General features: G+C 56.2%; 28 protein-coding genes and 3 pseudogenes. 24 read left to right on the forward strand and 7 right to left on the reverse strand.

Features of this window, described 5'->3' with window-relative positions; all coding sequences use genetic code 11:
* Window positions 1–12: 12 nt before the first annotated feature.
* Window positions 13–841: pseudogene (locus tag QTO30_RS17370) on the reverse strand (ABC transporter ATP-binding protein).
* A 2-nt stretch (window positions 842–843) separates the two neighbouring features.
* A pseudogene (locus QTO30_RS17375) lies at window positions 844–2804 on the reverse strand (AMP-binding protein).
* A 208-nt stretch (window positions 2805–3012) separates the two neighbouring features.
* On the opposite strand from QTO30_RS17375, the pseudogene QTO30_RS17380 reads away from it, so the two are divergent.
* The 6 genes and pseudogenes from QTO30_RS17380 to QTO30_RS17405 all read left to right on the forward strand — a co-directional run.
* A pseudogene (locus QTO30_RS17380) lies at window positions 3013–3773 on the forward strand (PAS-domain containing protein); the annotation flags it as partial.
* 192 nt (window positions 3774–3965) lie between these two features.
* Window positions 3966–4895 carry an ATP-binding protein gene (locus QTO30_RS17385; protein ID WP_340425963.1) on the forward strand — a complete coding sequence of 310 codons (930 nt, stop codon included), beginning with the start codon at window positions 3966–3968 and terminating at the stop codon, window positions 4893–4895.
* Entirely contained in the window at window positions 4892–5602 is a 711-nt protein-coding gene (locus tag QTO30_RS17390) for a response regulator transcription factor (protein WP_340425318.1), read from the forward strand. The genes QTO30_RS17385 and QTO30_RS17390 overlap by 4 nt, the downstream gene beginning before the upstream one ends.
* 266 nt (window positions 5603–5868) lie before the next feature.
* Window positions 5869–6513, forward strand: coding sequence for a hypothetical protein (locus QTO30_RS17395; protein WP_340425319.1), 645 nt, complete (start codon window positions 5869–5871; stop codon window positions 6511–6513).
* Complete coding sequence (locus tag QTO30_RS17400; protein ID WP_340425320.1) at window positions 6506–7165, forward strand: hypothetical protein; 660 nt, start codon at window positions 6506–6508, stop codon at window positions 7163–7165. The genes QTO30_RS17395 and QTO30_RS17400 overlap by 8 nt, the downstream gene beginning before the upstream one ends.
* 254 nt (window positions 7166–7419) lie before the next feature.
* Window positions 7420–8442 carry an aspartate-semialdehyde dehydrogenase gene (locus QTO30_RS17405; protein ID WP_340425321.1) on the forward strand — a complete coding sequence of 341 codons (1023 nt, stop codon included), beginning with the start codon at window positions 7420–7422 and terminating at the stop codon, window positions 8440–8442.
* A 79-nt stretch (window positions 8443–8521) separates the two neighbouring features.
* Here the strand turns inward: QTO30_RS17405 and QTO30_RS17410 are convergent, their stop codons facing one another.
* Window positions 8522–8983, reverse strand: coding sequence for a hypothetical protein (locus tag QTO30_RS17410; RefSeq protein WP_340425322.1), 462 nt, complete (start codon window positions 8981–8983; stop codon window positions 8522–8524).
* A gap of 101 nt (window positions 8984–9084) precedes the next feature.
* On the opposite strand from QTO30_RS17410, the gene QTO30_RS17415 reads away from it, so the two are divergent.
* The 4 genes from QTO30_RS17415 (at window position 9085) to QTO30_RS17430 (ending at window position 12107) form a co-directional block, all read left to right on the forward strand.
* Complete coding sequence (locus QTO30_RS17415) at window positions 9085–9513, forward strand: MarR family winged helix-turn-helix transcriptional regulator (protein WP_340425323.1); 429 nt, start codon at window positions 9085–9087, stop codon at window positions 9511–9513.
* 115 nt (window positions 9514–9628) lie between these two features.
* Entirely contained in the window at window positions 9629–9889 is a 261-nt protein-coding gene (locus QTO30_RS17420; RefSeq protein WP_340425324.1) for a hypothetical protein, read from the forward strand.
* Between the two features lie 125 nt (window positions 9890–10014).
* Window positions 10015–10293 (forward strand): hypothetical protein, encoded by a 279-nt coding sequence (locus QTO30_RS17425; protein WP_340425325.1) that lies wholly within the window; start codon window positions 10015–10017, stop codon window positions 10291–10293.
* A gap of 149 nt (window positions 10294–10442) precedes the next feature.
* Window positions 10443–12107: a DUF4139 domain-containing protein gene (locus QTO30_RS17430; RefSeq protein WP_340425326.1), complete on the forward strand. Its 1665-nt coding sequence runs from the start codon at window positions 10443–10445 to the stop codon at window positions 12105–12107.
* A gap of 14 nt (window positions 12108–12121) precedes the next feature.
* On the opposite strand, the gene QTO30_RS17435 is transcribed toward QTO30_RS17430, so the two are convergent.
* Window positions 12122–12940: an alpha/beta fold hydrolase gene (locus tag QTO30_RS17435; RefSeq protein ID WP_340425327.1), complete on the reverse strand. Its 819-nt coding sequence runs from the start codon at window positions 12938–12940 to the stop codon at window positions 12122–12124.
* A 161-nt stretch (window positions 12941–13101) separates the two neighbouring features.
* Here QTO30_RS17435 and QTO30_RS17440 point away from each other — a divergent pair, with 161 nt between their 5' ends.
* Window positions 13102–14268, forward strand: coding sequence for a DUF418 domain-containing protein (locus tag QTO30_RS17440; protein WP_340425328.1), 1167 nt, complete (start codon window positions 13102–13104; stop codon window positions 14266–14268).
* A 16-nt stretch (window positions 14269–14284) separates the two neighbouring features.
* Here QTO30_RS17440 and QTO30_RS17445 read toward each other — a convergent pair whose 3' ends face one another.
* Together QTO30_RS17445 and QTO30_RS17450 are read right to left on the reverse strand one after the other, a co-directional pair.
* Entirely contained in the window at window positions 14285–14719 is a 435-nt protein-coding gene (locus QTO30_RS17445) for a DUF1493 family protein (RefSeq protein WP_340425329.1), read from the reverse strand.
* Window positions 14720–14721: 2 nt separating this feature from the next.
* Window positions 14722–16368: an electron transfer flavoprotein-ubiquinone oxidoreductase gene (locus QTO30_RS17450; protein ID WP_340425330.1), complete on the reverse strand. Its 1647-nt coding sequence runs from the start codon at window positions 16366–16368 to the stop codon at window positions 14722–14724.
* Window positions 16369–16571: 203 nt separating this feature from the next.
* Here QTO30_RS17450 and greA point away from each other — a divergent pair, with 203 nt between their 5' ends.
* Genes greA through zapE form a run of 12 tightly spaced genes read left to right on the forward strand, consistent with a single transcriptional unit; the run spans window position 16572 to window position 24904 of the window.
* Window positions 16572–17042, forward strand: coding sequence for a transcription elongation factor GreA (greA, locus tag QTO30_RS17455; RefSeq protein WP_340425331.1), 471 nt, complete (start codon window positions 16572–16574; stop codon window positions 17040–17042).
* A gap of 14 nt (window positions 17043–17056) precedes the next feature.
* The gene (locus tag QTO30_RS17460) at window positions 17057–17524 is read left to right on the forward strand and encodes a hypothetical protein (protein WP_340425332.1); all 468 of its coding nucleotides are present in this window, start codon (window positions 17057–17059) and stop codon (window positions 17522–17524) included.
* Window positions 17521–18075: a hypothetical protein gene (locus QTO30_RS17465; RefSeq protein ID WP_340425334.1), complete on the forward strand. Its 555-nt coding sequence runs from the start codon at window positions 17521–17523 to the stop codon at window positions 18073–18075. The genes QTO30_RS17460 and QTO30_RS17465 overlap by 4 nt, the downstream gene beginning before the upstream one ends.
* 5 nt (window positions 18076–18080) lie before the next feature.
* Window positions 18081–19010 carry an AEC family transporter gene (locus tag QTO30_RS17470; RefSeq protein ID WP_340425335.1) on the forward strand — a complete coding sequence of 310 codons (930 nt, stop codon included), beginning with the start codon at window positions 18081–18083 and terminating at the stop codon, window positions 19008–19010.
* A gap of 38 nt (window positions 19011–19048) precedes the next feature.
* On the forward strand, window positions 19049–19876 hold the full coding sequence (gene fghA, locus QTO30_RS17475) for an S-formylglutathione hydrolase (protein WP_340425336.1): 828 nt from the start codon (window positions 19049–19051) through the stop codon (window positions 19874–19876).
* Window positions 19873–20319: a YaiI/YqxD family protein gene (locus QTO30_RS17480; protein ID WP_445327163.1), complete on the forward strand. Its 447-nt coding sequence runs from the start codon at window positions 19873–19875 to the stop codon at window positions 20317–20319. The genes fghA and QTO30_RS17480 overlap by 4 nt, the downstream gene beginning before the upstream one ends.
* Window positions 20316–21269 (forward strand): DMT family transporter, encoded by a 954-nt coding sequence (locus QTO30_RS17485; protein WP_340425337.1) that lies wholly within the window; start codon window positions 20316–20318, stop codon window positions 21267–21269. The genes QTO30_RS17480 and QTO30_RS17485 overlap by 4 nt, the downstream gene beginning before the upstream one ends.
* A gap of 30 nt (window positions 21270–21299) precedes the next feature.
* Complete coding sequence (locus tag QTO30_RS17490; protein ID WP_340425338.1) at window positions 21300–21923, forward strand: HAD family hydrolase; 624 nt, start codon at window positions 21300–21302, stop codon at window positions 21921–21923.
* Window positions 21920–22828 carry an ornithine cyclodeaminase family protein gene (locus QTO30_RS17495; protein ID WP_340425339.1) on the forward strand — a complete coding sequence of 303 codons (909 nt, stop codon included), beginning with the start codon at window positions 21920–21922 and terminating at the stop codon, window positions 22826–22828. Before QTO30_RS17490 ends, QTO30_RS17495 begins: the two co-directional genes overlap by 4 nt.
* Window positions 22829–22868: 40 nt before the next feature.
* Entirely contained in the window at window positions 22869–23633 is a 765-nt protein-coding gene (locus QTO30_RS17500) for an alpha/beta fold hydrolase (protein WP_340425340.1), read from the forward strand.
* Entirely contained in the window at window positions 23630–23803 is a 174-nt protein-coding gene (locus tag QTO30_RS17505) for an alpha/beta fold hydrolase (protein ID WP_340425341.1), read from the forward strand. Before QTO30_RS17500 ends, QTO30_RS17505 begins: the two co-directional genes overlap by 4 nt.
* 45 nt (window positions 23804–23848) lie before the next feature.
* Complete coding sequence (zapE, locus tag QTO30_RS17510) at window positions 23849–24904, forward strand: cell division protein ZapE (RefSeq protein ID WP_340425342.1); 1056 nt, start codon at window positions 23849–23851, stop codon at window positions 24902–24904.
* A 77-nt stretch (window positions 24905–24981) separates the two neighbouring features.
* On the opposite strand, the gene QTO30_RS17515 is transcribed toward zapE, so the two are convergent.
* Window positions 24982–25317, reverse strand: a complete 336-nt coding sequence (locus QTO30_RS17515; RefSeq protein WP_340425343.1) for a DMT family transporter — start codon at window positions 25315–25317, stop codon at window positions 24982–24984.
* Window positions 25318–25418: 101 nt separating this feature from the next.
* Here QTO30_RS17515 and QTO30_RS17520 point away from each other — a divergent pair, with 101 nt between their 5' ends.
* A complete protein-coding gene (locus tag QTO30_RS17520) occupies window positions 25419–26198 on the forward strand; it encodes a LytTR family DNA-binding domain-containing protein (RefSeq protein ID WP_340425344.1) in 780 nt (259 codons plus the stop codon).
* The last annotated feature ends 161 nt before the right edge of the window (window positions 26199–26359 follow it).

The raw sequence follows: 26359 nt of genomic DNA on the forward strand, positions 1-26359 counted from the left end.
CAGATGTCAGAGTTAATCATGAGACACCCCCAGATAGGCGTCGATCACCTCTTGATTGTTGCGCACTTCGTCAGGGGTGCCATCGCCAATCTTGCGGCCGTAATCCATCACGACCACGCGGTCGGACAGGTCCATGACCACGCCCATGTCGTGTTCGATCAGGGCAATTGTGGTGCCGAACTCATCGTTCACATCCAGGATAAAGCGGCTCATATCCTCTTTCTCCTCGACGTTCATGCTAAGCCATGGGTTCATCCAGCAGCAGCAGATCAGGTTCTGCGGCCAAGGCGCGTGCCAACTCAACGCGTTTCTTCAAACCATAGGGCAAACGGCCCACTGGCGTTTTGCGGATCGCCTGAATCTCCAGAAAATCGATGACACGTTCCACCGCCTCGCGGTTTTCGTTTTCTTCGCGTTGCGCTTTTCCAGCCCAGATCGCCTGCGACAGCATGTTGCTTTTGATGTGCCCCATGCGACCGGTCATAATGTTGTCGAGGACTGACATGCCTTCAAACAACGCGATATTCTGGAAAGTCCGGGCAACGCCCTGACGTGCAACCTGAAATGGCTTGAGGGCAGGGCGCTTTTGGCCGCGGAAATACACCTCGCCTTCCTGCGGTTTGTAAAAGCCCGAGATCACATTCAGCATCGACGATTTACCGGCGCCATTCGGCCCGATGATCGCGCGAATTTCGCCTTCGCGGATATCAAAGCTGATATCCTTGATCGCCTCGACACCGCCAAACCGCAACGTAATGTTGCGCAAATCCATCATGACGCCACCGATCTGGCGCCCATCCTCGGTCACATAAGGCGCGTCTTTGTCCAAGACAGTATCCATGCTCATGCGGCCACCTTTGTTTTCGCAACGACAGTTGCATCACGGATATCAAGCGTGGCCTTGATTTTACCTTTGCGCCCGTCCTCATAGGTGACTTCGGTTTCGGTGTAGACGGTATCGGACCCGCTATAGAGCGCATCAATCAGGTCATGATACTTTTCGGCAATCACGGCTCGACGCACTTTGCGCGTGCGCGTCATCTCGCCATCATCTGCGTCCAGCTCCTTGTGCAGCACAAGGAAACGATGGATCTGGCACGCTGCCAGCATGTCGTCTTGCGAGACGCTCTCGTTCACGGCATTCACATGCGCCAATACAGTATCAAGCACTTGGGGGTGTTGCGACAATTCCTGATAGCTGGAATAGGCGATGTTGTTACGCTCGGCCCAATTGCCCACCGCGGTCAGGTCAATGTTGATAAAGGCGGTGCAGCGGTCACGGGCGGCGCCAAAGACGACGGCTTCCAGAATGTTGGGATAGAATTTCAGCTTGTTTTCGATGTACTTCGGCGCAAACAGGCTGCCATCCGCCATTTTGGACACATCCTTGATCCGGTCGATGATACGCAGATGGCCTGAATCTTCCTCGATAAATCCAGCATCACCGGTCGCAACCCACCCCTGCGGGTCTTTGGTTGACGCGGTACTGTCTGGGTTGCCGTAGTATTCTACAAAGGTCCCCGGTGAGCGGTAGAAGACCTCACCGCTTTCAGCGATTTTCAGTTCTACACCCGGTGATGGGACGCCAACAGTGTCAGACCGCACCTCGCCATCGGGTTGCTGGGTGATAAAGACAGTCGCCTCGGTCTGCCCATACAGCTGTTTGAGGTTGATCCCAAGACTGCGGTAGAAATCAAAGAGCTCGGGTCCAATGGCTTCGCCCGCAGTATAGCCCACGCGCACGCGGCTCATCCCCAGACGGTTCTTCAGCGGGCCATAGACCAGAAACTTGCCAAGGGCGTAGGTCAGCCGCTCGCCTGCGCTGACCGGCTTGCCGTCCAGCAACTTGGGCCCGATGGTCTTGGCGCGCTCCATGAAATAGCTGAACATCCAGCGCTTAAAACGGCTGGCGTCTTCCATGCGGATCATAACCTGAGTCAGGTGACCTTCAAAAACTGCGGGGGTGCAAAGAAATATGTCGGTCCGATCTCACGCAGATCGGTGTTCATCGTCTCTGCGCTCTCAGGGCAGTTCACGCAGAAAGCAGACCAATAGGCCTGACCAACCGAGAAGATGAAATCGCCAACCCAAGCCATCGGCAGATAGGCCAGCGTCTCTTCGCCCGCGCTGAGATGGTCAAACTCGGATGAGTTCTTGGATGTCTCAATCACGTTGCGATTGGACAGGACCACACCCTTTGGGCGGCCCGTTGTGCCGGATGTGTAGAGCATGACGCAGGTGTCGTCATAACTCAGCGCATCACGCCGCGCGTTCAGCTCTTTGGACAGGCGCGGTGCGACTGCGCGGCCTGCATTCTGAATGTCGGCAAAGGACGTGATCTCGCTGTGGTCATACTTCCGCATGCCGCGTGTGTCATAGTAGATCACATGCTCAATACCATGAACCGTTTGTTGCGCCTCGATGATCTTGTCGACCTGTTCCTGGTCGCCTGCAATGGCGAAGCGCGCGCCACAGTTGTCCAAGACATAGGTCATTTCTTCGACCACGGCGTCTTGGTATAGGGGGACCGGGACCGCCCCGACAGATTGCACCGCCACCATGGACCAGTATAGCGCTGGGCGGTTGCGGCCAACGATGGCCACGTGGTCACCGCTGTTTACGCCCAGATCAAGTAGGCCCAAGGCAAGCGCCTCGACTTCCTCGGCTGTTTCGGCCCAGGTCCAGCTTTGCCAGATCCCGAATTCCTTTTCACGGTAGGCAGCCTGTTCGGCATGACGTGACGCGTTGCGTGCCAGCAATTGTGGCACGGAGATCGGAGTCTCCGATTGGTTTTGATCCGTCATGCATCCTCCCAAACGCAATCCCGAATGACCCTTAATGCACCTCCCAAGGGTCTTCGGTCATTCTTGTGACAGATGAGTTTTTCAGAACTTTATCCGAAATGTTGCGAAACCTTGCAAGCCTCACACTCTTGTGGCGCGACGCGTTACTGCTAGAGATAAGGGATGGTACATCAATCCCCGACGCATGAGGTTCTGACGAAAGTTTAGCTTGAACCTGATCAAGCAGGCTATCTCGATCTATGATCAGGATCTGCGACTTGTTCTCGCGAATCTGCAATTTCAGCGCATGTTTGATCTGCCGGACGCCTTGGTGAAACCGGGGGGTCGTTTGAGGAAACGCTGCGTATTCTGGCAGAAAGGGGGGACTATGGCGACCTTGAGAATGTAGAGGATTTTTTGGCGGAAAGGGTCGCTCAGGCCAAAGCCTTTGAGCCCCATTATTTTGAACGCACCAGGGCCAATGGCACCACCATCTCGGTTGAGGGCAGCCCGCTTCAGGGGGGCGGTTGGGTCGCTGTTTACTCGGACATAACCGAGCTCAAGACGCAGGAAGCGCTCTTGCGCTCACGCTCTGCCAACCTGTCTGAAGAGCTGATTTCCCGTTCTGAAGAACTGGCCCGCGCCAACCGTACTCTGACAGCGACCGTCACGGCGCTGGAAGAGGCCAAGCACCAGCTTTTGACATCGCAGGAAAGGCTGAACCTGACCAATTCAATGATCCCGGCGCATATTGCCCGCGTTGATCGCGACGGTGTCTACACATACACCAATCACAAACTGAATTCGATTGTCCCGGGGCGCTCCAACGACATCGTCGGCAAGCACATGTCAGATGCGCTGGGCCAACAGGTCTACAACAAGATACGCGACGGCTTTGCGGCAACCTTGCGCGGCGAAGGACCGGTTGTTGAATTTGAGCATAAAGAGGTTGGCCGCTACAATCGGGTCGCCTTTACGCCGGACATCAATGACGAAGGTGACGTCATTGGCGCATATCTTTTGTCTGCCAATGTGACCGAACAGGTTCGGGCGCGGCAGGCCTTGGCCCATACCAAGCGGCGCGAGTTGGCCGCGCAGCTGACCAGCGGGCTGGCGCATGATTTTGGCAATCTTTTGACAATCATTCTGGGTGAACAAGATAGGTTGGCCAAGCTGGATGGGATGCCGCCGGAGGCGATCCAGTTTCTTGAAACAATAAAATCAGCGGCGCGCCGCGGTGGAGACTTGATCGGCGGTCTTGGAGAATTGGATGCGCAACGATCAATCAATATCCGCCTGACTGACTTTGAGGGGTTTCTCAAACAGACGACGCTTCTTGCCAAAGCAGCAACGCCTGACCGGATTGCACTGACGGTGATCAATCGCGTCGACGCGTCACATATCATGATTGATGCGGGATTTGCGCAAGATGCCGTGCTTAATCTGGTGCTGAACGCAATTGATGCAATTGATGGCGCCGGAACGGTCTCAATAACTGTGTTCGTTGACGCGGCTAACTATCTGACATTTTGTGTGGAAGACACCGGCTCTGGGTTCTCCCAAGATGCGCTGACCAATGCGCTGGCCCCTTTCTATACGTCCAGATCGAACCGGGCAGGTCGCGGCTTGGGCCTTTCGACTACATTTGATTTTGCACGTTCAAGCGGTGGTACGGTCAGGCTTGCAAATCGGGCAGAGGGCGGCGCGCGGGTGTCAATTCTTGTACCGTATCAACCGGCAGAGCCTGTTGAACCCGGCGTGGTTCTGCTTGTTGAAGACAACGTTGATATTCGGAAAACCGTCAGAAACTATCTGCAACGCATGGGGCATGCAGTTGTCGAAACCGACAATGCGGAAGAGGCCAAGACACTGGCCTTGGTCGGTGACATCACCTTCGTGGTCACAGACCTGATGCTGAAGGACGGGGGTTGTGGTCGCAGGTTGGCTGAACATCTGCAAGAACACCGCAACGATCTGCCGGTCCTGATCATCACCGGATTGCCGCAAGATGATCCCAAATGTCAGAAGGTCGCAACGACCTATCCGGTCTTGCACAAACCATTCGAATTTGATGCCTTGGCCACGAGAATGAACGAGGTGAAACTCTCATGAAACCTGCGCCGCTGATTACGGTTCTTGATGATACGCCGGAAATCCGCAGCATACTGACCGACGGATTGGAACAGGCGGGTTTCAGGGTGCGCTCATTCGGGCGCGCAGCAGAATTTGAGCAAGCCTGCAAAACAATCTCGCCGGATGCATGCATCATCGATCTGGGTTTGCCCGACAGTGATGGGCTGGCACTGGTGCACCGTTTTGCCAGCCAGTCGGACACGCCAATCCTGATCATCTCGGGTCGGTCGCGCACGCAAGATAAAATTGTTGGGTTGGAACTGGGCGCAGACGACTACATTATTAAACCTTTCGAGTTGGAAGAGGTCATTGCGCGTCTGCGTGTCATCTTGCGACGGACCAATGCGGAAGCAACCAAGAGTGAGCCTTCGATCGTGCGCTTTGGCGGCTGGACAGCGGACCTGAACCTTCTTCAATTGAAAAATGATGCGGGCGAAACGCAAAGCCTTACCTTTGCTGAGAACGAGATTCTGAAGATGTTTCTGGCCTCGCCGAACCGCCTGATCAAACGCGAACAGATTCTTGATTACCTGGGTAGCAGGGCAGATGACGCCTATGATCGTTCGATTGATGTTAAGGTTTCGCGGCTGCGTACCAAGTTGGGCGATGACGCACAAAACGCCCGTATTATCAAAACTGTCTATGGAGCCGGTTACATATTCATTGCAGAAGCGAGCGCGGGTTAGGTCGCCGACGCGGGTCTATACTTATCGTCCAGTTTCTTGACACATATGGGTTATCAATTTTTCGCGCCCCGCTGGTTATTCTTACGAGACCTACCATGTTGGCTAAGGGGTGTGACACTGCGGAGCATTTAGTGACGGGTTTTTTTGATGAACGATGCGATGATTGTGGGCAAACGGGCGATTGGACGATGCATGGTGTTCGCGGTCTTGCATCTGTTCTTTCGGAACCCAGCACGTTCGGCTCAGCGCACGAAACATCCAGTACTATGAGTAGTGCATTCTTTTCAGCCCTTCGTTCAAGAGATGTTTCGAAAGCAACAGAGCTTGGTCAGATGTCCGGCAATTGGCCCGCGCTGGCGATGGGGGCGATCACACAACTGGATCAGATTTGGCAGGATGATACGCTTCCCATCGGAGAGATTGCCGAAACGTATTGGACGTTGCGGCGGACGCTTGATGAACTAACCACGACATCGGCCGAATTCCCCGGGAATGCGCTGTCTATTGGACGCGCTATTATCTATATCCCAGATGCAGAACAGCATACGTTTGGCCCACAAATGCTGGTGGATAAAGTCATGCGTATGGGATGGGATGCGCAGCTTTACTACGGCTTCGGTTCCGAGAGTTTGATGAAGCGGCTCAGTACTGAATCTGTAGATGTGGTTGGTATCTCGGTCGGCACCGACAGTCGCCTGGACGGATTGGCAGATCTGATCCTCGACGTGAAACAATACTCGATGAATGCTGACATCAAGACACTGATTGGCGGCAACGCCATCAGTGGTGCTTCAGATCAGTATGGGTTTTTGGGGGCTGACTGGGTTGCAACTTCAACTCAGGACGCTCTGCAGTTCTTTGAACGAGACTGGAGTAAACAAAAGCTTCGTGAGGGCCGGTTTAATGGATGAGCGGCCAACTGATATCGGAGGCGAAGACCCGTGGCGCGGATATGATGCCGCAGCGCTTCTGGCAATGAGCGGCGATGTCAGTATTCTCTTATCGATGGATAGTCTGATCCTCGATGTGATGGTGCCGGAAAAAGAGAAGTTCGACGTAGATCTTCGGACGAGTTGGGTTGGCCGGACGTTTGCCGAGATTGTGGCAAAGGACAGCATTGGCAAGATTGCTCCATTGCTGAACCTCAATGCAGGCACATCATCAAGAAATGACAGATGGCGGCATCTGAATTTTGTTGTGGGCGTTGCCGCCGAAATTCCGCTTCTGGCAAAACACTTCCGTGTGGGTACGCCATACGGAAAAGTAAGGCAGGTTGTATGCCGCGACTTGCGTCCCATGACCGAACTGAATGCACGTTGGCAAGACGAAAACAGTCGATTGCTTGTAGAGGTTGCACGGGCTAAAGCAGCCAAATCATTCGCAGGCGATCTGGTTGGCTCTGCCCCGCTCGCCGACATTATGACGGCTGCCGTCGATGAAGTAGCCAAGATTTGTATCGAGCAGGCTCTCATGCTGCGCGATGACGATGAAGTAACAGCCGCCCAGCTGTTAGGGATCACAGTCGCAGAACTGAGAAGACGAAGACGAAAACCGTTTCACTAGGATGTACGTCGGCAGTGAATCTTTTGAGCTTGATGATGGTGGGGATGCCCGGTCTGCCGAGCCGTTCCGAGCAGCGAACACCAACAAGCCTCAAGATCGTCCATGTCAGTCTGATCCCTTACTAAGGTAAGGCCCTTCCTAGGCACATGGCGACATGGTTTCTGTTGACGCTTGCCCTGCCTCCATCCTCTCTGCCCCTTTCCCTTCCGCACCCCACAAGGTAAAGGGGCGCATCTGTAACAAGGAGCAGCCAAATGGGCTATCGAATCGTCGTCGTTGGCGCCACTGGGAACGTGGGCCGCGAAATGCTGAACATCCTCGAAGAGCGGGCTTTCCCGATCGACGAGCTTACTGTACTTGCCAGCCGGAAATCGCTTGGCACAGAAGTCAGCTTTGGCGAGAAGACACTCACGACGAAAGACCTCGATACCTTTGATTTCACGGGCTGGGATATGGCGCTCTTTGCAGTTGGGTCCGATGCCACGAAGATTTATGCGCCTAAGGCCGCTGCGGCAGGCTGTATCGTGATCGATAACTCGTCGCTTTATCGCTATGATCCGGATGTGCCTTTGATCGTTCCAGAGGTGAATGCCGAAGCGGTGCACGGTTACGCTAAGAAGAACATCATCGCGAACCCGAATTGCTCGACGGCCCAGATGGTAGTCGCGCTCAAGCCCTTGCATGACCGCGCGACAATCAAGCGTGTCGTTGTCAGCACCTATCAGTCTGTCTCGGGCGCTGGCAAAGGCGGGATTGATGAGCTGTGGGACCAGACCAAGTCGATGTACAACCCCACCGACGACAAGCCGCCCAAGCAGTTCACCAAGCAGATCGCCTTCAACGTGATCCCGCATATCGACAAGTTCATGGACAGCGGTGAGACGAAAGAAGAGTGGAAGATGGTCGCCGAGACCAAGAAGATCGTTGATGCCAAAATCAAGGTCACGGCCACTTGTGTGCGTGTCCCTGTATTCGTGGGCCATTCTGAGGCGGTGAACATCGAGTTTGAAGAGTTCCTCGACGAGGATGAGGCGCGCGATATTCTGCGTGAAGCCCCTGGTGTGATGGTGATAGATAAGCGTGAAGACGGCGGTTATGTAACCCCGGTTGAGTGCGTGGGTGACTTTGCGACCTTCATCAGCCGCATCCGGCAGGACAGCACGATTGATAACGGTCTGAACCTGTGGTGCGTATCTGATAACCTGCGCAAGGGTGCAGCGTTGAACGCGGTGCAGATTGCCGAACTACTGGGACGGGAATGCCTGAAGAAGGGCTAAGCCCGGTCTGACTGAATTGAAAAGGGCGTCCTTAAGGCGCCCTTTTTTCATGTGAAGCAGTCTTTATTTGTGTGTCCGACTATGTGGCGGCGGTAAGCGTGTCCTTCCCTCGCATACCTGTGAAATAGGCCCAGAAGCTTATGACGACGGCTGCCGATGATATGATGGTCATGACTGTGCCCGGGACGAAGTGCACAAAACCACCAAGGTCCATGAAGACAAAATAGCCAACATCCGTCACCCAACCGACGATGGCTGTCATGAAGATCCAGACCACGGACTGCCGCCAGATAAAAAACCCGCCAATCACGGTGAATGCCCCGATCCAAAGCAGATTGAAGCCGTGCTGGTTGATCACTGCCCCAACCGCTGGGTGATAATCATTTTCCAACAGTGTGGGGTCTACCGCATCGGCGATCCCGGCTACTGCGGCCCCTGTGTCCTGCGATATTGTCATGATGCCCGCAAACATATGGACCAGGCCCCATATCACCCAAAGCACCGCTGCAATCTGAAGTGCAAGTCTGTATCTGCTGGTCATTTGAACGCCCCTTTGTTTAAGTCGGTTTGCAAGCTGGTATGGATGCTTTAATGGTAGACTGTGTCCACTATCGGCATTTAGTGGACTGAGTCAACATAAGTATGGCAACGCAAGATACCGAACTGGCCCTGTTGATTGATCGCTTCATGCGAAGGATTCACTTTGGCTTGCAGTCAAAGGCGCACGCATTTGATACGGCGCGTGTGGGCCCGGGCGGTGGTTTCGTTCTTTTGACACTGGCCGAGATGGGATGCCCTGAGTTGAACGCGCTCACCCGGCGCGTGGCGCGTGACAAATCCCAGATGACCCGCACGATCCGATCTTTGGAAACGAAAGGGTTGGTAAAGCGCAAGGCTTCGTCACAGGATGCGCGTGTCAGCCTTGTCTCTCTGACCGCTGAAGGCGAGGCGGTCGTGGCCACCCTGCAGCAAGCTGTTGCCGAAACCATCAGCGATATTCTGGCCCCGATTTCGGATACGGAAGAAGAGGCTTTGAAAGGGATGCTGGAACGGGCGTTGAAGGAAACTTAAATTTAAGAACAGACACTTGATGATCCGCTGGTCGCGCGTTGGCTCGTGTCGGGCGGTGCGCGGCTGTTCGCGTATATGCCGGACTAATTGGTGCACGGCTGGGATGATCATTACTTTGCCGGGCTCCCTCCGGGGGTTTTGTGGGATTGACCAGTATATCGGGGACCCGACGATGATCGGTGCGGGGCATGGGCTGGCCCTTATTTGCGGTGCGGATGCGCGCATCTTTGATGCCGGTGTGCCTGTGATTGCCACGGACCCCCATCCCGGGAATGCCCGTCCCATTGCCGCCTATGTAAAGCTGGGTTTCGAAGCCTTCGGATCGCCACAAGAGACAGAGTGGGGCTTGATCTTGCCGCTGAAGGATAGCTGGTAGTCGTTGCGCTGCACGTTGTTCTTGCCGCGTTTCATTTTGTCATGCTTCGTGAAACCCCCGGGCGACGGAGATCGCGACCTGTTCCGTTGAACCCGCATATCTGATGACAACAGGAGGACACGGATATGAAACGTGCAATGATCTTACTTGCCTTGACAACTACAATTGCCATTCCCGTCACGGCAAAGCCTGCGGCAGCTGACAGTCATGTCAACCTTGATCGCGTTGAAGACCGAATTGACCGGCGCGAAAGCCGCCGGGATGAACGGGTTGATCTTGGCCCGCGTGATGTAATTGAAGACCGGGTTGATCGCCTTGAAAGCGTGCTGGACCGTAATGGGATCGAATATACACCGCGTATTGACCGCTGGGAACGCCGCAGCTGGGGGCGCCGCTGGCACTAGTGGTGTCGGGCCCCGCGCACTTCACCCCCTAGCAGATGCGGGGCCCATTTTGCGTGAAGCGGAAATTATTTGCCAAACGCGCCAAGGATCGTCAACTGCCATCCGTCAAAGCCTGTATAATGATATGCAACATATGCAGGAGACCACTCATGTATCGCTTCTTTCTGACCACCAGCCTGATCGCGTTCGCCGCCCCGTCCTTTGCTGATACGTTTACCGCAGAGGCGCGTGTCGACACCGTGACAATCTATCCGGGTCTGGCGACTGTGACCCGGCACGTGACGTTGGATTTGCCTGCGGGCCAGCATGAAATCATCGTGCCCGGCATGCCAGAGGGGCTGTCCACCGAAGGCCTGCGCTTGGCGGCACCTGCTGGCGCGCAGGTGGGCGCTGTGAATCTGGCATTTGATCGCTTGCCGGTTACCCCGGATCAGAGCGCACCAGAGGTGATCGCCGGACGTGATGAGGTCGAACGGTTGGAGGCCGTGTTGCGGGACAGGGACGCTGCAATTGCACAGATCAGGCTGCGTGTGCAAGCCGCAGAGGAACAAATCGCGTTCTTGCAAAGCCTGTCGCAGGCCAATGCGGGTGAGGCGCTGAGCACGGCCTCTATTGCCGATATTCAGGCGCTGGCGCAGATGGTTGGCACGGAAACACTCACCGTGCGCGAGGCGGCATTCGCGGCAGAGCGCGAGGCCCAGGTTGCAGAGTTGGCCCGTGAGGATGATATTGAGGCGTTGCAGGATGCACGGCAGGCTTTGGCGGCGTTGTTGCAAACAGAGAAGGACGGATCGGTTCTGACCTTTACTTTGGCAGTGGCCGAAGCAGGCGAGGTGACGGTTGATGTCAGCGCGGTCGAAGGGTTTGCGAACTGGTCGCCGGTCTATGACATGCGCCTGACGACCGGCGATGCGGCGGCGTTGGACATCGACCGTGCTGTCGTGATCAGCCAGCAGACGGGTCAGGACTGGAACGATGTGCAGTTGATCCTGTCGACCGCCCGTCCCGGTGAGCAGATTGCTCCGAGCGGCGTTTGGGCACCGTTGCGCCGTATCATTTCAGAGGATGAATTGGAGCGTGAAAGGGGCGCAGTGATGATGTCTGATAGCATGCAGACGATGTCGCGTTCTGTTGTCAGTGGCTTCGCCGAGGAAGTGATGGAAGCGCCAATGGCTGTGACCGCACAGGCTGACTTCAGTGGCGCGACAGTAACCTATGTCTATCCGGGCCGTGTAGATATCCGCAACGGGGTGGAGGACCTGCGCCTGCCGCTGGATACTCTCAACTTCGAGACGGATGTCTGGGCCGAAGCCGTGCCAAGCCGGGATCAGATCGCCTATCGCATGGCTGAGTTCACCAACGATACGGGCGAAGTCATGTTGCCAGGACAGGCGCTGATTTTTGCGGATGGAACGATGATCGGGTTCAGTCAGTTGCCGCTGTTGGCCGCTGGGGCGGATACCGAGATGGGCTTTGGTCCGCTTGACGGGCTGCGCCTCACCCGTGCGATCCCGAACAAGACAGAAGGTGACGTGGGCGTCTTCACGAGCTCGAACCAGTTGACCGAACAAGCGGTGATGACGGTTGAAAACCTGACCGGGCAGGACTGGGCCGTGAAGTTGCGCGATGCAATTCCCTATTCAGAACAAGAGGATCTGGAGGTGGCGTTTACCGCCAACCCAGCGGTGACGCGCCGCGACCCCGAGGGCCTGCGCGGTATTCTGGAATGGGACCTGGATGTGGCCGCTGGCGACAAGCAAGAGGTCACCCTTGATTACACACTGACATGGCCGAGTGGGTTTGTGTTGCGATAGGCCTTGAAGCGCTCTTAGTCTTCTAGAAAGACTGAGAGCGCACCGAGCACCCGATCAGCCGCTTCGAGTTGTGGCAAATGGCCGACGCCCGGCAGTGTCTCAAACCCTGCGTCTGGCATTAGCTCATGCAACGCGCGACCACGGGCGAGAGGTATCCAAGGATCATCCTCGCCCCACATGATCTGGACTGGACACCGCATGTTGCCGAACAATGGTTCAACCTCTGCGGTGTAGCGTTCATCTGCTTGTGCGAATTGGCGATAGAAGCTGATGCGTCCCTCAGCACTCAGCCAGGGTGCCACGAGGGCCTCGAAGTCATCTGAATCGATCTGTGACACCAGCGCCCCTTTGATGTAGGCGCGTACCACAGCTTCGTGGATATGCGGTGGCAGGCCCGTGAAAGCGTCGACATGGCGTCCGACATGATCGAAGAAATCCGATCCCCAAGGACGCATGGCAACCACGTTCATCAGCACGAGGCGATCATAGACGCAATCGTGCAGTAGATGGGCGCGCAGTGTTGTGGCCCCGCCAAAGTCGTGCGCGATCACACGCGGGGTATTCAGGCCCCAGTGATGCAGCATGAATGCAAAGATCTGGCCCTGAACATCAAGACCGGTGCGCTGATCTGCGTATTTCTCTGACTGTCCGTAACCTGACATATCATACCAGTAGACAGTGAACCGCTCGGCCAATGCAGGAATAAGGCGATGCCAGCTATACGACGACCACGGCCACCCGTGCGCCAGCACAAGCGGCGGTCCTGATCCGGCACTGCCCCAGGCGACGGCACCTGCGGGAGTTGCGGTGGATTGATCGAGTTTCCAGATCATTTGCGCCTCTCTATCGTAACAATGTGCATATGCTAAGCGAAACCTGCCGCTCCAATCATGCCCATCTTGAGTGCCATGGTCACGTGCCTATGTTGGTGTGAAGAGGATCAGATTCACCATACGCATAGCGCTGCTGCTGATCACAAAGAAATGGGTGGACGATGACAGAGATCATGCAACAGCAACCCGGTGGGAAAGATAGGCAAGCCGAGACCCGGCGCGCTCTTTTGCCGGACTATCTGCGTCTGATCGCGCTGTTTGGCATTGTGATCGTCAATGTCCAATACATCGCCCTCTCAGCGCTGGTTGGCATGGCGGATCAGGTGGCCAAGTCAGCGGCTGACGATATCACCTTGTTTCTGGTGCATGGGCTGGCGCTTTTGAAGACCTATGGGTTGTTTTCGTTTATGTTTGGCGTCGGGCTTGGGTTCTTGATGCAGGCCTCCGCGCGGCGAGGGCTGTCTTTCGGTAAGGTGTACCGCAATCGGATGCTTGGCTTGCTGCTGTTAGGCCTAGCCCATGGCTTGCTGTTTTTCCCCGGTGATATTCTGGTGATTTATGCCGTGACGGGTTCGATCTTGTACCTGTTTCGGGATTGGTCGGTGCGCCGCCTTGTGCGCGTCGGCGTGGCCTTATTGATTGTGCAGGCAATCATCATTCCTTTGCTGGTTTTTGCGCCAGATGAAACACCCGCCGAGTTCTTCGATATCGAGCGCATGTCGATGATTGAAGGCAGCTTTCTCGATGCCGCTATTTTTCGTAGTATCGGGTTTGCATTAACGTTGCCGGTGTTTTTGGTGTTTCAGGGCATTTCGGCCTTGGGTTGGTTCTGCCTTGGTTTGGCGGCGGTAAAGTCGGGGATGATTGACAATGCGGCCCATCCGTTGTGGCGCCGTGCCAGGCGGGTCTGTTTGCTGCCCGGCGTTGCGCTGAGCCTGTTTGGCGCGGCCCTGTGGCAATGGGGTGCACCCTTGCCAGGAGCAGCGCTAACGTTCAGCATCGCGCCTTTGGCGACATTGGGGTATTTGGGGCTGATTGCCGCCATTGACCGTCCACCGGGGCCGATTATGGCGGGGGTGTTGCGCGCGGGGGGATCGAGCCTGAGCATCTATTTGGGGCAGTCGATTATTCTAACGACCATCTTTTCAGGGTATGGGTTTGGTCTTTGGGAGGCCGTGGACCGGACGACGGCCAGCTTGATTGCGATCGGCGTGACCGTCTTGCTGATCGTCTTGATTTCAATCTGGCGGATGTGGTTCCGGCAGGGGCCGTTTGAGCTGCTATTGCGCCGGATCACCTATGCAGGGACGACGGAGCGCAAGACTTAAAGCTCGGTTCGGCCTTTCACCAATTGGAGGTAAGAAAATCCCATACTAGGAAAAGGATGCCCATGACTAGCAGGGGTGCCGCCGCTATCTTCAACAGTCTCCATCTCAGGCTTTCACCGACGGTATGCTGTGGATACACGATCGGCCAACGCCCGATCTCCACAGCCTGCACAAATGTGTCTATTGTGACAGGCTGAAACGGGATGATCTGCTTTTGCTCATCTACTGGGAAAACGCGCCGATGCCCCGGTGGCTCATCGCCAACATAGTGAAAGTAGTCCAAAAAATCGTCGATATTGACGCCGAACTTTTCGCTAAACTCGATAATGAGTTCATCAGCGTCGTCGCCTTCGACCCCGTTCCCTATGAATACATCATCGGTCGAAAGACGTTCGGGTTTGACTGCAGTAAAAGCCGCGATGAACTCTATGATTTCATCGCGGATGCTCATGTTTACATATTCGGATAGTTCGGCCCGTCGCCACCCTGCGGCACCGTCCAGGTGATATTCTGGCTGGGGTCCTTGATGTCGCAGGTTTTGCAGTGCACGCAGTTTTGGAAGTTGATCTGGAACTTTGTCTCGGCCCCTTCACCCACGAACTCATAAACGCCCGCAGGGCAGTAGCGCGCCGATGGGCCTGCGTATTTAGCCAGGTTCACACTGACAGGCACATCCGCGTCGGTCAGATGCAGGTGCGCGGGCTGGCTTTCTTCGTGGTTGGTAAAGCTGAAGGATACGTTGGTCAGACGGTCGAAAGACAATGTCCCGTCGGGCTTGGGATAGTCGATTTCCTTGTGCTTGCTTGCGCCCTCGGTCGCGTCGGCGTCCGATTTGCCATGCGCTAAAGTACCCAAAACACCAATCCCGAAGGTGTTCATCCACATGTCCATCCCACCGAGGCCAAGCGAGGCAAGAAGGCCGTATTTGGACCACAATGGTTTCACGTTGCGCACTTTCTTAAGATCATCGCCGATCTCGCCTTTGCGCACGGCGTCATCGTAGCCGTCGAGCATATCACCGCCGCGACCGGCTTTGATTGCCTCAACCGCGGCGTCCGCCGCCGCAATGCCAGAAAGCATGGCGTTATGGTTGCCTTTGATGCGCGGCACGTTGACCATGCCCGCGGCGCAGCCCAAAAGCGCGCCGCCGGGGAATTCGAGCTGTGGCATGGATTGGTAGCCACCCTCGGAAATGGCGCGTGCGCCGTAAGCGACCCGCTTGCCGCCTTTAAGCAGTTCAGCCACCTGGGGATGGTGCTTGAAGCGTTGGAATTCCATGTACGGGAAAAGGTGCGGGTTTTTGTAGTTCAGGTGAACCACGAAGCCGACATACACTTGATTGTTTTCAAGATGGTAGATGAAGGACCCACCACCCGCGTTGCCTTCCAAAGGCCAGCCCATTGTGTGGGTTACGGTGCCTTCGCTGTGCTTTTCGGGGTCGATTTCCCAGATTTCCTTCATGCCTAGCCCGTACTTCTGGACGTCGGATTTGGCCGCAAGGTCGTATTTCGCGATCACCTGTTTCGACAGCGAACCGCGTACACCCTCGCCTAGGAACACGTATTTGCCGTGCAGTTCCATGCCAGGTTCATAGGAAGGGCCGGGGGTGCCATCCGGGTTCTTGCCGAACTCACCGGCGACAACGCCTTTGACTTCGCCGTTTTCGCCATAGACAACCTCGGAACAGGACATCCCGGGGAAAATCTCGACGCCCATTTCTTCGGCTTGTTCGGCCATCCAGCGGCAAACGTTGCCCATCGACACGATGTAGTTGCCGTGGTTGTTCATCAGAGGCGGCATCACAAAGTTGGGGATACGGATTTGTCCGGCCTCGCCCAGCATGTAGAAATTGTCTTCTTTCACAGGCACGTTCAGCGGGGCGCCTTTTTCTTTCCAGTCCGGTATAAGCTTGTTCAGACCAACCGGATCGAGGACTGCGCCAGACAGGATATGCGCGCCGACTTCGGACCCTTTTTCAAGGACTACGACATTCAGGTCAGCGTCCAATTGTTTGAGCCGGATCGCCGCAGACAGACCGGCGGGGCCTGCACCAACGATCACTACGTCATATTCCATCGCTTCGCGTTCAATCTCGGCCATGTCACATCCTCTGGACTCTTCGGGCGCACGCCCTTTCAATTCGCTGCCGCAACGGTTACCTCAAGGAAGACTACGGGGCAATCAAGACACGACGTCAAAACTGGCTCACGCGACATCAAATCGCGGCAAAGCCTTGACTTGGCGCGCCGCTAATAGACTATGAACGCTGGATTTCTACTTTTTGCCCCGGGAGGGGAGTGACGATGGACAAGATACCGCTGACCCAAGCTGGCTTTGACAAGCTGGATGCAGAGCTCAAGCATCTGAAATCGGTGGAACGCCCTGCGATTATCCGCGCGATTGCAGAGGCGCGCGAGCATGGCGATCTGTCCGAGAATGCCGAGTATCATTCCGCCAAGGAAAAGCAGTCCTTCATCGAGGGCCGTGTGAAAGAGCTTGAGGGCGTGATATCGCTGGCCGATGTCATTGATCCGACCAAGCTTTCCGGCACCATCAAATTTGGTGCGACTGTTGAATTGGTTGATGAAGAGACCGACGAGGAAAAGACCTATCAGATCGTGGGCGAATACGAGGCTGACATCGAAAACGGGAAGCTGAATATGAAGTCGCCGCTTTCGCGTGCCTTGATCGGCAAAGACGAAGGTGACAGCGTAGATGTGCGGACGCCAGGCGGTACGCGTAGTTACGAGATATTGTCGATTAGTTACAAATAGGACGTGCGCGATCCATGTCGCAGCAACCCATTTCAAATAGCGCCCGCGAGGCCGAAGGACTGACCACTGGTGAGGGGACGGCGATCGCCTTTGCGGTGGGTTGGGTTGTGGTGATCGGCATTTTCTTTTGGGTGTCGATGTCGGGCGCGGGTCCTGACAGTGGATTTGCCGTGGGCCATTGGGTTTTGGTGATGATCGCCGTGTTCGTCCCCGCAGGGCTAATCTGGATCGCAACATTATTGGCGCGTACAGCCCGCCATCTGCGCGAGGATCTGTATCGTACGCAGGCCGAAGTGCACCGGCTGAGCAGTCAGTTGACGTCGCAACAGACGCCCCCACCCGCTCCGCCGGTCGAGACGCAGGCGGCACCACCCGCGGTCGAAACCGCATCTACCGCTGCGGTTCAACCCCAACCACCTGCGGCGCCAGGGGGGCGACGCCGCAATCCGGATTTTCTTCGCGTCGCGAAGTGTCACGCTTGATTGTGCCACGCGCGGCGCCGCAAGCCCCGGCAGATCAGCCTGCGTTGGCCCTAGAGACGCCTCAGGTGGATGAAAACCCGCCGGTTGATCGCCCTGACTTTATCACAGCTTTGAATTTCCCCGATGATGAGAATGATGTCGCGGGTTTTGCGGCTTTGCGTCGCGCCCTGCGTGACCGTGGTGCGCGCAAGCTGGTGCAGGCAAGCCAGGATGTGCTGACGTTGTTGTCGCAAGACGGCATTTACACCGATGACCTGCGCCCCGCCCCGGCCCCCGCTGATCTGTGGCGCCAGTTTGCCAAGGGCGCGCGGGGTAAGGCGGTGGACCGCCTGGGCGGGATCAGGGATCAGGCTGCGTTGTCTTTGGTTAGTCGACGCACGCGCGAGGATACGATTTTCCGGGATTCGGTGCATCATTTCCTGCGTTGCTTTGACCAGATGTTGGTCAGCTTTGAGGAACATGCGACTGACACCGATTTGCTTGAACTGGCTGAAACACGCACGGCGCGCGCCTTTATGCTGTTGGGCCGGTCTACGGGTACGTTTGACTAACGGCCATGTTGGACATCTTCCTTCAGACGCTGCCTTTCTTCATGATCATCGCTTTGGGCTATGGCTCTGGTGTCACAAAGTTTTTCTCGGAAGAGGCGACAGCCTATCTGACGAAGTTTGTCTTCTATTTCGCGCTGTCGGCGATGCTGTTTCGCTTCTCGGCGAACCTTTCATTGGGCGCGATCCTCGATTGGCAATTCGTCATGGCCTATTTGAGTGCGACGACGGTTGTCTACCTTGTCGCAGTGCGCGCGGCCCGCCGCCGGTTCGTGCCAATGACCGAGGCGGCTGTTGAAGGGCAATGTGCGGTGATCGGGAATGTCGGTTTTCTGGGCATTCCGATGCTTGTGCTATTGCTGGGCGAGGGTGCCGTCGGCCCGGTGATGATGGTGCTGGCCGTTGATCTGATCGTTTTCGGCAGCCTGATCGTCATTCTGATCACAGGGTCACGCGATGGCCGGATGTCGCCCAAGATTTTGTGGACAGTTGCCGTTGGCCTGATCAAGAATCCGATGATCGTGTCGATTTCACTAGGATTGATCGTATCCGCCAACGATGTGCCGATCCCCGGGCCAGTGAATGATTTTTTGAGCCTGCTGGGTGCGGCGGCGACCCCTGGTGCGTTGTTTGCAATTGGTGCCTCGCTGGCCAGCAAATCAGCCGAGCGCATCGCGATTGCCGGTTGGTTGTCGTTTTGCAAGCTGGTGCTGCATCCGGCTGCCGTTGCTGTTGCCGCACTCTTTGTCTTTGATGTCGATCCTTATGCCGCCGGTGTGATGATTGCGGCGGCGGCACTGCCTGTGGCGGGCAACGTCTATATCCTTGCACAACACTATGGCGTGGCACCCACGCGGGTCTCTGCCTCGATCCTGTTGTCGACCTTGGCGAGTGTTGTAACGGTATCGCTCGTCATTGCGTGGGTGACAACCTTCTGAACCTGCGCTAGCCCTTGGACAAACGAAAGGGAAAGCCCATGGAAACGATCTCGGAAAATCGCTGTTATGGTGGGACACAGGGCGTCTATTCGCATGCCTCCACCGTCTGTTCCTGTGACATGACCTTTGCGGTGTTTTTACCAGAAGAGGCTGCACATGGCCCTGTGCCGGTGTTGTGGTTTCTTTCTGGTCTGACCTGCACCCATGAGAATGCGATGACAAAGGCAGGTGCACAGGCATGGGCAGCGGAGCAGGGGATTGCGCTGGTCTATCCTGATACCTCGCCGCGCGGCGATGATGTGCCGAATGATGAAGCTTATGATCTGGGGCAGGGGGCCGGGTTTTACATTGATGCGACCGAGGCCCCTTGGGACACCCATTTCAAAATGTGGACGTATGTGACGGATGAATTGCCTGCGTTGCTGGCAGAGAAGTTCCCGCTCGACATGTCGCGCCAGTCGATCACCGGCCATTCTATGGGTGGCCACGGCGCGCTGACGATGGCGATGGCTCTGCCGGGGCGCTTCAAATCGGTGTCGGCTTTTGCGCCCATCTGTCATCCAACCGCCAGCGATTGGGGGCGCAAGCAGTTCAGCGCTTATTGGGGGGATGAGGCAAACTGGGGGCCGCATGATTCGACTTTACTAATGCAGGGTCCGGGGTTTGATGGCCCGATCCTGATTGATACCGGGACCAACGATCAGTTTGGTGATTTGTTGGGGACCGAACACTTTGCCCAGGCGATGGCGGCAAAGCGACAGCAAGGTCAGATTCGATTGCAGAAGGGGTATGACCATTCGTATTTCTTCATTGCGACCTTCATGGAGGATCACGTCGCCTTCCATGCAGAGGCGTTATACGCGTGATCTACGTTGATGCCGATGCCTGCCCGGTGAAGGCTGAGGTGGAACGTGTCGGCACACGACATAAGATGAAGATGTTCGTGGTATCGAACGGCGGCATTCGCCCTTCGGCCAATCCCTTTGTCGAAACCGTCGTGGTGCCGGATGGCCCGGATGTGGCCGATATGTGGATCGCGGATCGTGCGACCAAGGGTGATGTGGTGATCACCGGCGATATTCCCTTGGCGGCGCGCTGTATCGAGAATGGCGCGTTGGTGCTTAAGCACAACGGCGAGGCGCTGACTCAGGCCAATATCGGAAATGTGCTGGCGACCCGTGATCTGATGGCGGATATGCGCGCGGCCGATCCGTTTCGGCAAGGGGGTGGCAAGCCCTTTGGCAAGGCGGATCGGGCACGGTTTTTGGACGGGCTGGAACGTGCGCTGCGGGCGGCGGCACGGTTATGATGCAGATGTCGCCCGCCAAGCTGGGTGCGCTTTGTGCGGCGATCGCCGTTGTTTTCTTTTCGATCAATGATGTGGCGATCAAGTTTCTGAGTGGCGGTTATGCGCTGCATCAGGTGGTGCTGATCCGGTCCGTCATCGGGCTGCTGATTATTGTTCTGTTGATCGCGCCGCTAACGACGGGCTGGGCGATAGCGCGCACCAAGAAGCTGAAGATGCATATGCTGCGCGGGCTCTGCGTCGTGTTTGCCAATATGACGTTCTTTCTAGGGTTGGCGGCGATGCCTTTGGCTGATGCGGTGGCGATCTTTTTTATCAGCCCTTTGGTCATAACGCTCTTTTCCGTGCTGTTCCTGGGCGAGGTTGTCGGCCCCCGGCGCTGGGCTGCGATTACAGTGGGATTCGTCGGGGTCTTGGTCATGATGCGCCCCGGAACCGCCGCATTTCAGGTGGCATCGCTCCTGCCATTGGCGGCGGCGTTTTGCTATGCGGGCATTCATATCATTACGCGCCGGATTGGTGGCACCGAGAGTGCTGCAACCATGGCCTTCTATATCCAGATCATGTTCATCATCGTGGGGGTGATGTTTGGGCTGATCGTTGGCGATGGTCGTTTTGGTGATCAGTCTGATCCATCGCTGGCCTTCCTGTTTCGCGCATGGAGCTGGCCTTTGCCTGCCGACTATCCGGTTTTCCTGATCATCGGGATTGGCATCGCGGTTGCGGGGTATCTGATCTCTCAGGCCTACCGTGTGGCCGAAGCATCCTACGTGGCACCGTTTGAGTATCTGGCGCTGCCGATGTCCGTTGTCTGGGGCATGCTGGTATTTGATGAGTTTCCAGGCGGTTGGGACTATTTCGGGATGGCGTTGATCCTTGGGGCGGGGTTGTTTGCGATCTGGCGCGACGCGCAAACAAAACCGGCTGTTTTACAACGGCCTTTTCGGCGGTAGGCTACGGTTCGAATGAGGATAGGAGAGGCTATGGCTGACGTTCAGGCAGTTGTTTTTGATATCGGGAACGTGCTGATCGAATGGCAACCGGAGCGGTTCTTTGATCGTGAGATCGGCAGAGAGCGGCGCATGGCAATGTTTGCGGCGATTGATTTGCATGGGGTCAATGACAAGGTGGATCGTGGTGGCAATTTCCGCGACACAATTACGGCCGCGGCAAAGGCGCACCCGGTCTGGCACGATGAGGTCATGATGTGGCATGATCGGTGGATTGAAATGGCGGCCCCTGCGATTGACCACTCCGTGCGACTGCTGCGGGCGTTGCGCGCGGCAGGGGTGCCGGTCTTTGCACTGACCAATTTTGGTATTCAAACGTTTGAGGTGGCCGAGCCGGTGTATCCGTTTTTGAGTGAATTTGATCGCCGCTACATCTCGGGACATATGGGTGTAATCAAGCCAGAGGCTGATATCTACCAGATGGTTGAGGATGACTGTGGCGTACCCCCCGATGGTTTGCTCTTCGCTGATGACCGGCCTGATAACGTCGCCGTTGCTGCGGCGCGGGGGTGGCAGACACATCTGTTTGAAGGGCCGCAGGGGTGGGCGGACAGGCTGGTGGCGGAAGGATTGCTAAGCAAGGAGGCCGCGGCATGACGGTGATGATCCCTTTTGCGGAAGGCCAGAAGAACCTTGACTGGCTGGCGTTGACCGATGCCTTGGCGGCGGGACACGAAGGGCCGAAGGCAGATGTGGCGGATGTGCTTATGTACGAGGGCGACAACACGCTGTTGAACCGGTCGGCTTGGATCGCGGGACTTGGATTGGCGGTGAAATGCGCCACGATTTTTCCGGGCAATAAGGCGGCGGGCAAACCTGCGATCGGCGGGGCGGTAAACCTGTTTTCCGGCAAGGATGGGGCGTTGGAGGCGATCCTTGATTTCGCCTTGGTGACAAAATGGAAGACCGCTGGTGATAGCCTGCTGGCTGCACGGCGTCTGGCCCGACCGGATAGCAAGAACATCCTGATTGTAGGTGCAGGCACCGTCGGCCATTCGCTCCGCGAGGCTTATGGCGCGGCCTTTCCTGAGGCGCAGTTCACCGTTTGGAATCGTTCACCACAGGGTGCGAAGGATATGCAAGACGCATTCCCCGACATTATGATTGCCGAAGATCTGGAGACCGCTGTTCGTGGTGCCGATGTAATTGCATCTGCCACCATGTCTACCGACCCCGTCATCAGGGGCGATTGGCTGCAACCCGGCCAGCATGTTGACCTGATTGGCGCTTACCGCCCGGATATGCGTGAAGTGGATGATAATGCGCTGAACCGGGCACGGGTATTTGTCGATAGCCGTGAAACGACCATCGGCCATATCGGAGAGCTGAAAATTCCGATTGCCGCAGGAACCTTTCAACCTGACGACGTTATTGCCGATTATTATCAGTTAGATCAGTTCAAACGCCATAATCCCGACGAGATTACCCTGTTTAAGAACGGCGGCGGTGCGCATCTGGATTTGATGACGGCGAGGTACATACTGGAAGCCTGGTCAAGTTAAGTCTATGAGGCGCGCCGAGGTCGTGTGAAAGGCAAATACGGTGCTGGTCTGGTTTTTGGTTCCTTTGTTGGTGTTGGCTGTCGCCGTGATCGCAGCGCGCCCCTTCATGATTGAACGCCGCCGTCCTGTTGTGGGTCCGTCCGAGCGTCATGGCGCGCGCGGCGAATTTGTTCAGCTTTCGCAAGGTGTGACACATTGCAGGTGGGCAGGTTCGGCCCGGGGTCCGGTCGCGGTCGTTGTGCATGGTGTTGCGTCACCAATGATTGCGGTTGATGGCGTGGCCGATGCGCTGGGCCGTTTGGGGTACCGCGTATTGATGTACGACCTCTATGGGCGCGGCTTGTCCGATGCGCCAAAGGGCAAGCAGGACCGGGCGTTTTTCCTGCGCCAGCTTTCGGACCTTTGCGCTTACCACGGCATCACGGAAGAACTGACAATTGCAGGCTATTCCATGGGTGGCAGTATCGCCACGGCCTTTGCCACCGAGTATCCCCATAGCGTTAAGCGTGTGGTCCTGATCGCAAGTGCAGGTCTGAAAACCAATGAAAGCGCATTTGCACGATTTTGCCGCCGCGTGCCGGGTCTGGGCGATTGGGCGCATGCAATGTTTGCGCATAATCGCATCCTCAAGTCCATTCCAGCGCGTGGTGAAACCCCTCAAATTGATGCGGTCTTGCAGGCACAACGACTGGAGCTGACGCGCCGGGGCTATCTGCTTAGGCTATCTTGTCCAGCCGCCGTGGGATGTTGTCCGACGATCAGGAAGACGACCATCGCCAGCTTTTCCGGCAGGGTATCTCTGTGACAGCAATATGGGGTGGGGTGGACCCGATCATACCGTTGCGCGCTGTTGGTCTGTTGGGCTTGTGGAACCGCGATGCCCGCCAAGAGGTTGTTGCAGAAGCGGACCATGGTTTGCCCTACACGCATCGCAAAGAGTTGGCTGACGCGATACGTGCTGCGCTGCGTGGCTGATATGGCCTGCTTTTCATTGCGTAAACTGCACGTTATCCCATTCAGATGACAGTACAACAGGCATATCAGCAGGCCGTCGATGCGGGCACACTTCATGCAGATGACGCGCAGCTTGCTGTCCTGCCAGAGCTGGAGCGGGTACGCGCAGCCTTGGCAGAACCTGTGAAACGCAGTGGTTTCTTTCGCAAAGCCCCTGATGCCATTCCCGGCCTTTACATGTGGGGTGGTGTAGGGCGCGGTAAATCCATGCTGATGGATCTGCTCTATGATCAGGTCGATGCCCCCAAACAGCGCCGCCATTTTCATGCTTTCATGCAGTGGGTCCATACTGAGATGACCGAGGCGCGCAAACGGGGCGTTGATGATGCGCTTGCCCCCGTTGCGGGGAAACTGGCAGATGAGGTTCGCTTTTTGGCGTTTGATGAAATGCAGATTTCTGACATCACCGATGCAATGTTGGTGGGCCGTTTGTTTGAGGCATTGTTTGCGCGCGGTGTTGTCGTTGTGAGCACATCGAACCGACCGCCCGATGATCTATATAAGGATGGCCTCAATCGTCAGCTTTTCACGCCGTTCATCGCTCTTTTGAAAGAGAAGATGGTGGTGCATGAACTGGCGAGTGAAACGGACTACCGTCAGGATCGGCTGGCCGGTACACCGAGTTACTTTACGCCCATTGATGATGACGCTCGCCAAGCGATAGCGGATATCTGGGCGCGCCTGAGCAATGGAAAATCTCAGCCGCTGGTGCTCCATGTGAAAGGCCGCCAGGTTGAATTGCCGGATTATCATAATGGGGTCGCCAAGGCGAAATTCTTTGATCTTTGCGGGCGGCCCTTGGGGGCGGGTGATTATCTTGCGCTGGCAGAGGCGGTGCGCGTCCTGATTCTAGAGGACGTGCCCGCACTGTCGCGGCATAACTTCAATGAAGCCAAGCGCTTTGTGACCCTGATTGATGCACTATATGAAGCCAAGGTACAGTTGATCTGTTCGGCAACGGCCCAGCCCGAGATGCTGTACATAGAAGGCACGGGTTCGTTTGAGTTTGAGCGGACTGCAAGCCGTCTGCGCGAAATGCAATCGGTGGACTGGGCGGTGTAGCGCCGCCGAACACGGCGCCTTTGATTGCCGTTTCTCCGATCCCTCTTGTGGTCGTTGGGTGCGACCGGAGCGGCCTCCTAGTGCACAGCAAAATCTGACAGTGCATTAATGACAACTATTCCGGCAACAATCAGCGTTAGGCCGACGCCAGCGGCCAGATCAAGTTGTTGGCCAAAAACAAGGATACCCGCCAAAGCGACCACAATGATCCCAAGCCCAGATGCCAGCGCGTACGTGATTCCGAGAGGCATGTGCTCTAGCGCCAGCGTCAGAAAGTAAAACGAGCCCCCAAGCCCCGCAATAACCAGTAATGACGGCCAGAACTTGGTGAATTGTGCGCTGGCATTCAATGCCGAATACCCCACGGCTTCGGCGATGACTGAGGCGATCAGATAAACGTAGTGAGTGGGCAAGATGGTCTCCTTGATATTGGTGGGTTGCCTTGCGTTGCTGGCGTTGTCTTGGCCTGCTAACCTTCGGGCAGAGCGAACGAAACAGGGCTGGCGTCAACGGCATGAGAAAAGTCGCGAACGACACGGTCCTGGGGGAAACCATTGCAGAAACACTGATTTTGGCGCGCAGCGGGCGTTTCTGGTTGGGACTGTTGGGGACGGGTTTCGTTGTCGGACTAACGGGGCCTTTCGGGACATATGACGCTTTGGCGATACCCTTGCGAACCGCATATTGGGTGTTTGCTGTCACCACGACATTTTGGCTTGGATATCTGGTTTGTTTCGCCGTCACGACAGTGGCGGAACGGTATGGGACCCATGCCATCGTAAGTGTCGGGATCGGTTCCTTCGTTGCCGGTATACCGGTGGCGGTTTGGTTGGCAGGGTTTCACACGGTTGTTTTTGAAACGCCATTTTGGGCGGATGTAAAAGGACTTCTACCCTATGTGATCGTGATCTGTTTCGCAGTTGCGGTTTTGTTTGAGGCGGCCCAGACAGGTGGCATTGCACCCGTACCCGCCGCCGCGCCACGACCGGACCCCGCGTGGCTTGATCAACTGCCCCATCACTTGGGTAGAGAGCTGCTGCTATTGCATGCCCAAGACCACTACATCAGGGCCGAAACACCGCTTGGCGAGACATTGATCAGAGCAACGCTTCAGGAGGCTACAGATGACCTTGGCGCCTACGGTATCAGGCTCCACCGATCTTGGTGGGTGGCGCGCGATGCGGTCAAGGCCTTGCGGTATCGCAACGGGACCCCTTGTGTGGTGCTGAAAGATGGCCGTGAGCTTCCCGTTGGTCGTAAGTATCGCAGATCAGTGAAAGACGCATTGCGATGACTGACCTGTGCGAGAGGCCGCAATATTGCAGGTCGAGAAATTCATGCGCTGGATTGCACGTGCCACGATCACTTTGAACCCCATCGAACCTGGAGACATAGGCATCCAAAACGACCCTCGTCGATGTCGATGTTGTTCCTGCACAGATACGTCGCATTTTT

Source organism: Yoonia sp. GPGPB17 (assembly GCF_037892195.1).
Classification (GTDB): domain Bacteria; phylum Pseudomonadota; class Alphaproteobacteria; order Rhodobacterales; family Rhodobacteraceae; genus Yoonia.

Bases quoted from the DNA above. Each gene is read 5' to 3' on its own strand.
- QTO30_RS17430 (WP_340425326.1), top strand. From the start codon at position 10,443: ATGTATCGCTTCTTTCTGACCACCAGCCTGATCGCGTTCGCCGCCCCG.
- QTO30_RS17470 (WP_340425335.1), top strand. From the start codon at position 18,081: ATGTTGGACATCTTCCTTCAGACGCTGCCTTTCTTCATGATCATCGCT.
- QTO30_RS17440 (WP_340425328.1), top strand. From the start codon at position 13,102: ATGACAGAGATCATGCAACAGCAACCCGGTGGGAAAGATAGGCAAGCC.
- QTO30_RS17410 (WP_340425322.1), bottom strand. From the start codon at position 8,983: ATGACCAGCAGATACAGACTTGCACTTCAGATTGCAGCGGTGCTTTGG.
- QTO30_RS17490 (WP_340425338.1), top strand. From the start codon at position 21,300: ATGGCTGACGTTCAGGCAGTTGTTTTTGATATCGGGAACGTGCTGATC.
- QTO30_RS17425 (WP_340425325.1), top strand. From the start codon at position 10,015: ATGAAACGTGCAATGATCTTACTTGCCTTGACAACTACAATTGCCATT.
- fghA (WP_340425336.1), top strand. From the start codon at position 19,049: ATGGAAACGATCTCGGAAAATCGCTGTTATGGTGGGACACAGGGCGTC.
- QTO30_RS17520 (WP_340425344.1), top strand. From the start codon at position 25,419: ATGAGAAAAGTCGCGAACGACACGGTCCTGGGGGAAACCATTGCAGAA.
- QTO30_RS17415 (WP_340425323.1), top strand. From the start codon at position 9,085: ATGGCAACGCAAGATACCGAACTGGCCCTGTTGATTGATCGCTTCATG.
- QTO30_RS17495 (WP_340425339.1), top strand. From the start codon at position 21,920: ATGACGGTGATGATCCCTTTTGCGGAAGGCCAGAAGAACCTTGACTGG.
- QTO30_RS17385 (WP_340425963.1), top strand. From the start codon at position 3,966: ATGCCGCCGGAGGCGATCCAGTTTCTTGAAACAATAAAATCAGCGGCG.
- greA (WP_340425331.1), top strand. From the start codon at position 16,572: ATGGACAAGATACCGCTGACCCAAGCTGGCTTTGACAAGCTGGATGCA.
- QTO30_RS17400 (WP_340425320.1), top strand. From the start codon at position 6,506: ATGGATGAGCGGCCAACTGATATCGGAGGCGAAGACCCGTGGCGCGGA.
- QTO30_RS17460 (WP_340425332.1), top strand. From the start codon at position 17,057: ATGTCGCAGCAACCCATTTCAAATAGCGCCCGCGAGGCCGAAGGACTG.
- QTO30_RS17445 (WP_340425329.1), bottom strand. From the start codon at position 14,719: ATGAGCATCCGCGATGAAATCATAGAGTTCATCGCGGCTTTTACTGCA.
- QTO30_RS17450 (WP_340425330.1), bottom strand. From the start codon at position 16,368: ATGGCCGAGATTGAACGCGAAGCGATGGAATATGACGTAGTGATCGTT.
- QTO30_RS17395 (WP_340425319.1), top strand. From the start codon at position 5,869: ATGAGTAGTGCATTCTTTTCAGCCCTTCGTTCAAGAGATGTTTCGAAA.
- QTO30_RS17435 (WP_340425327.1), bottom strand. From the start codon at position 12,940: ATGATCTGGAAACTCGATCAATCCACCGCAACTCCCGCAGGTGCCGTC.
- QTO30_RS17405 (WP_340425321.1), top strand. From the start codon at position 7,420: ATGGGCTATCGAATCGTCGTCGTTGGCGCCACTGGGAACGTGGGCCGC.
- QTO30_RS17485 (WP_340425337.1), top strand. From the start codon at position 20,316: ATGATGCAGATGTCGCCCGCCAAGCTGGGTGCGCTTTGTGCGGCGATC.
- QTO30_RS17390 (WP_340425318.1), top strand. From the start codon at position 4,892: ATGAAACCTGCGCCGCTGATTACGGTTCTTGATGATACGCCGGAAATC.
- zapE (WP_340425342.1), top strand. From the start codon at position 23,849: ATGACAGTACAACAGGCATATCAGCAGGCCGTCGATGCGGGCACACTT.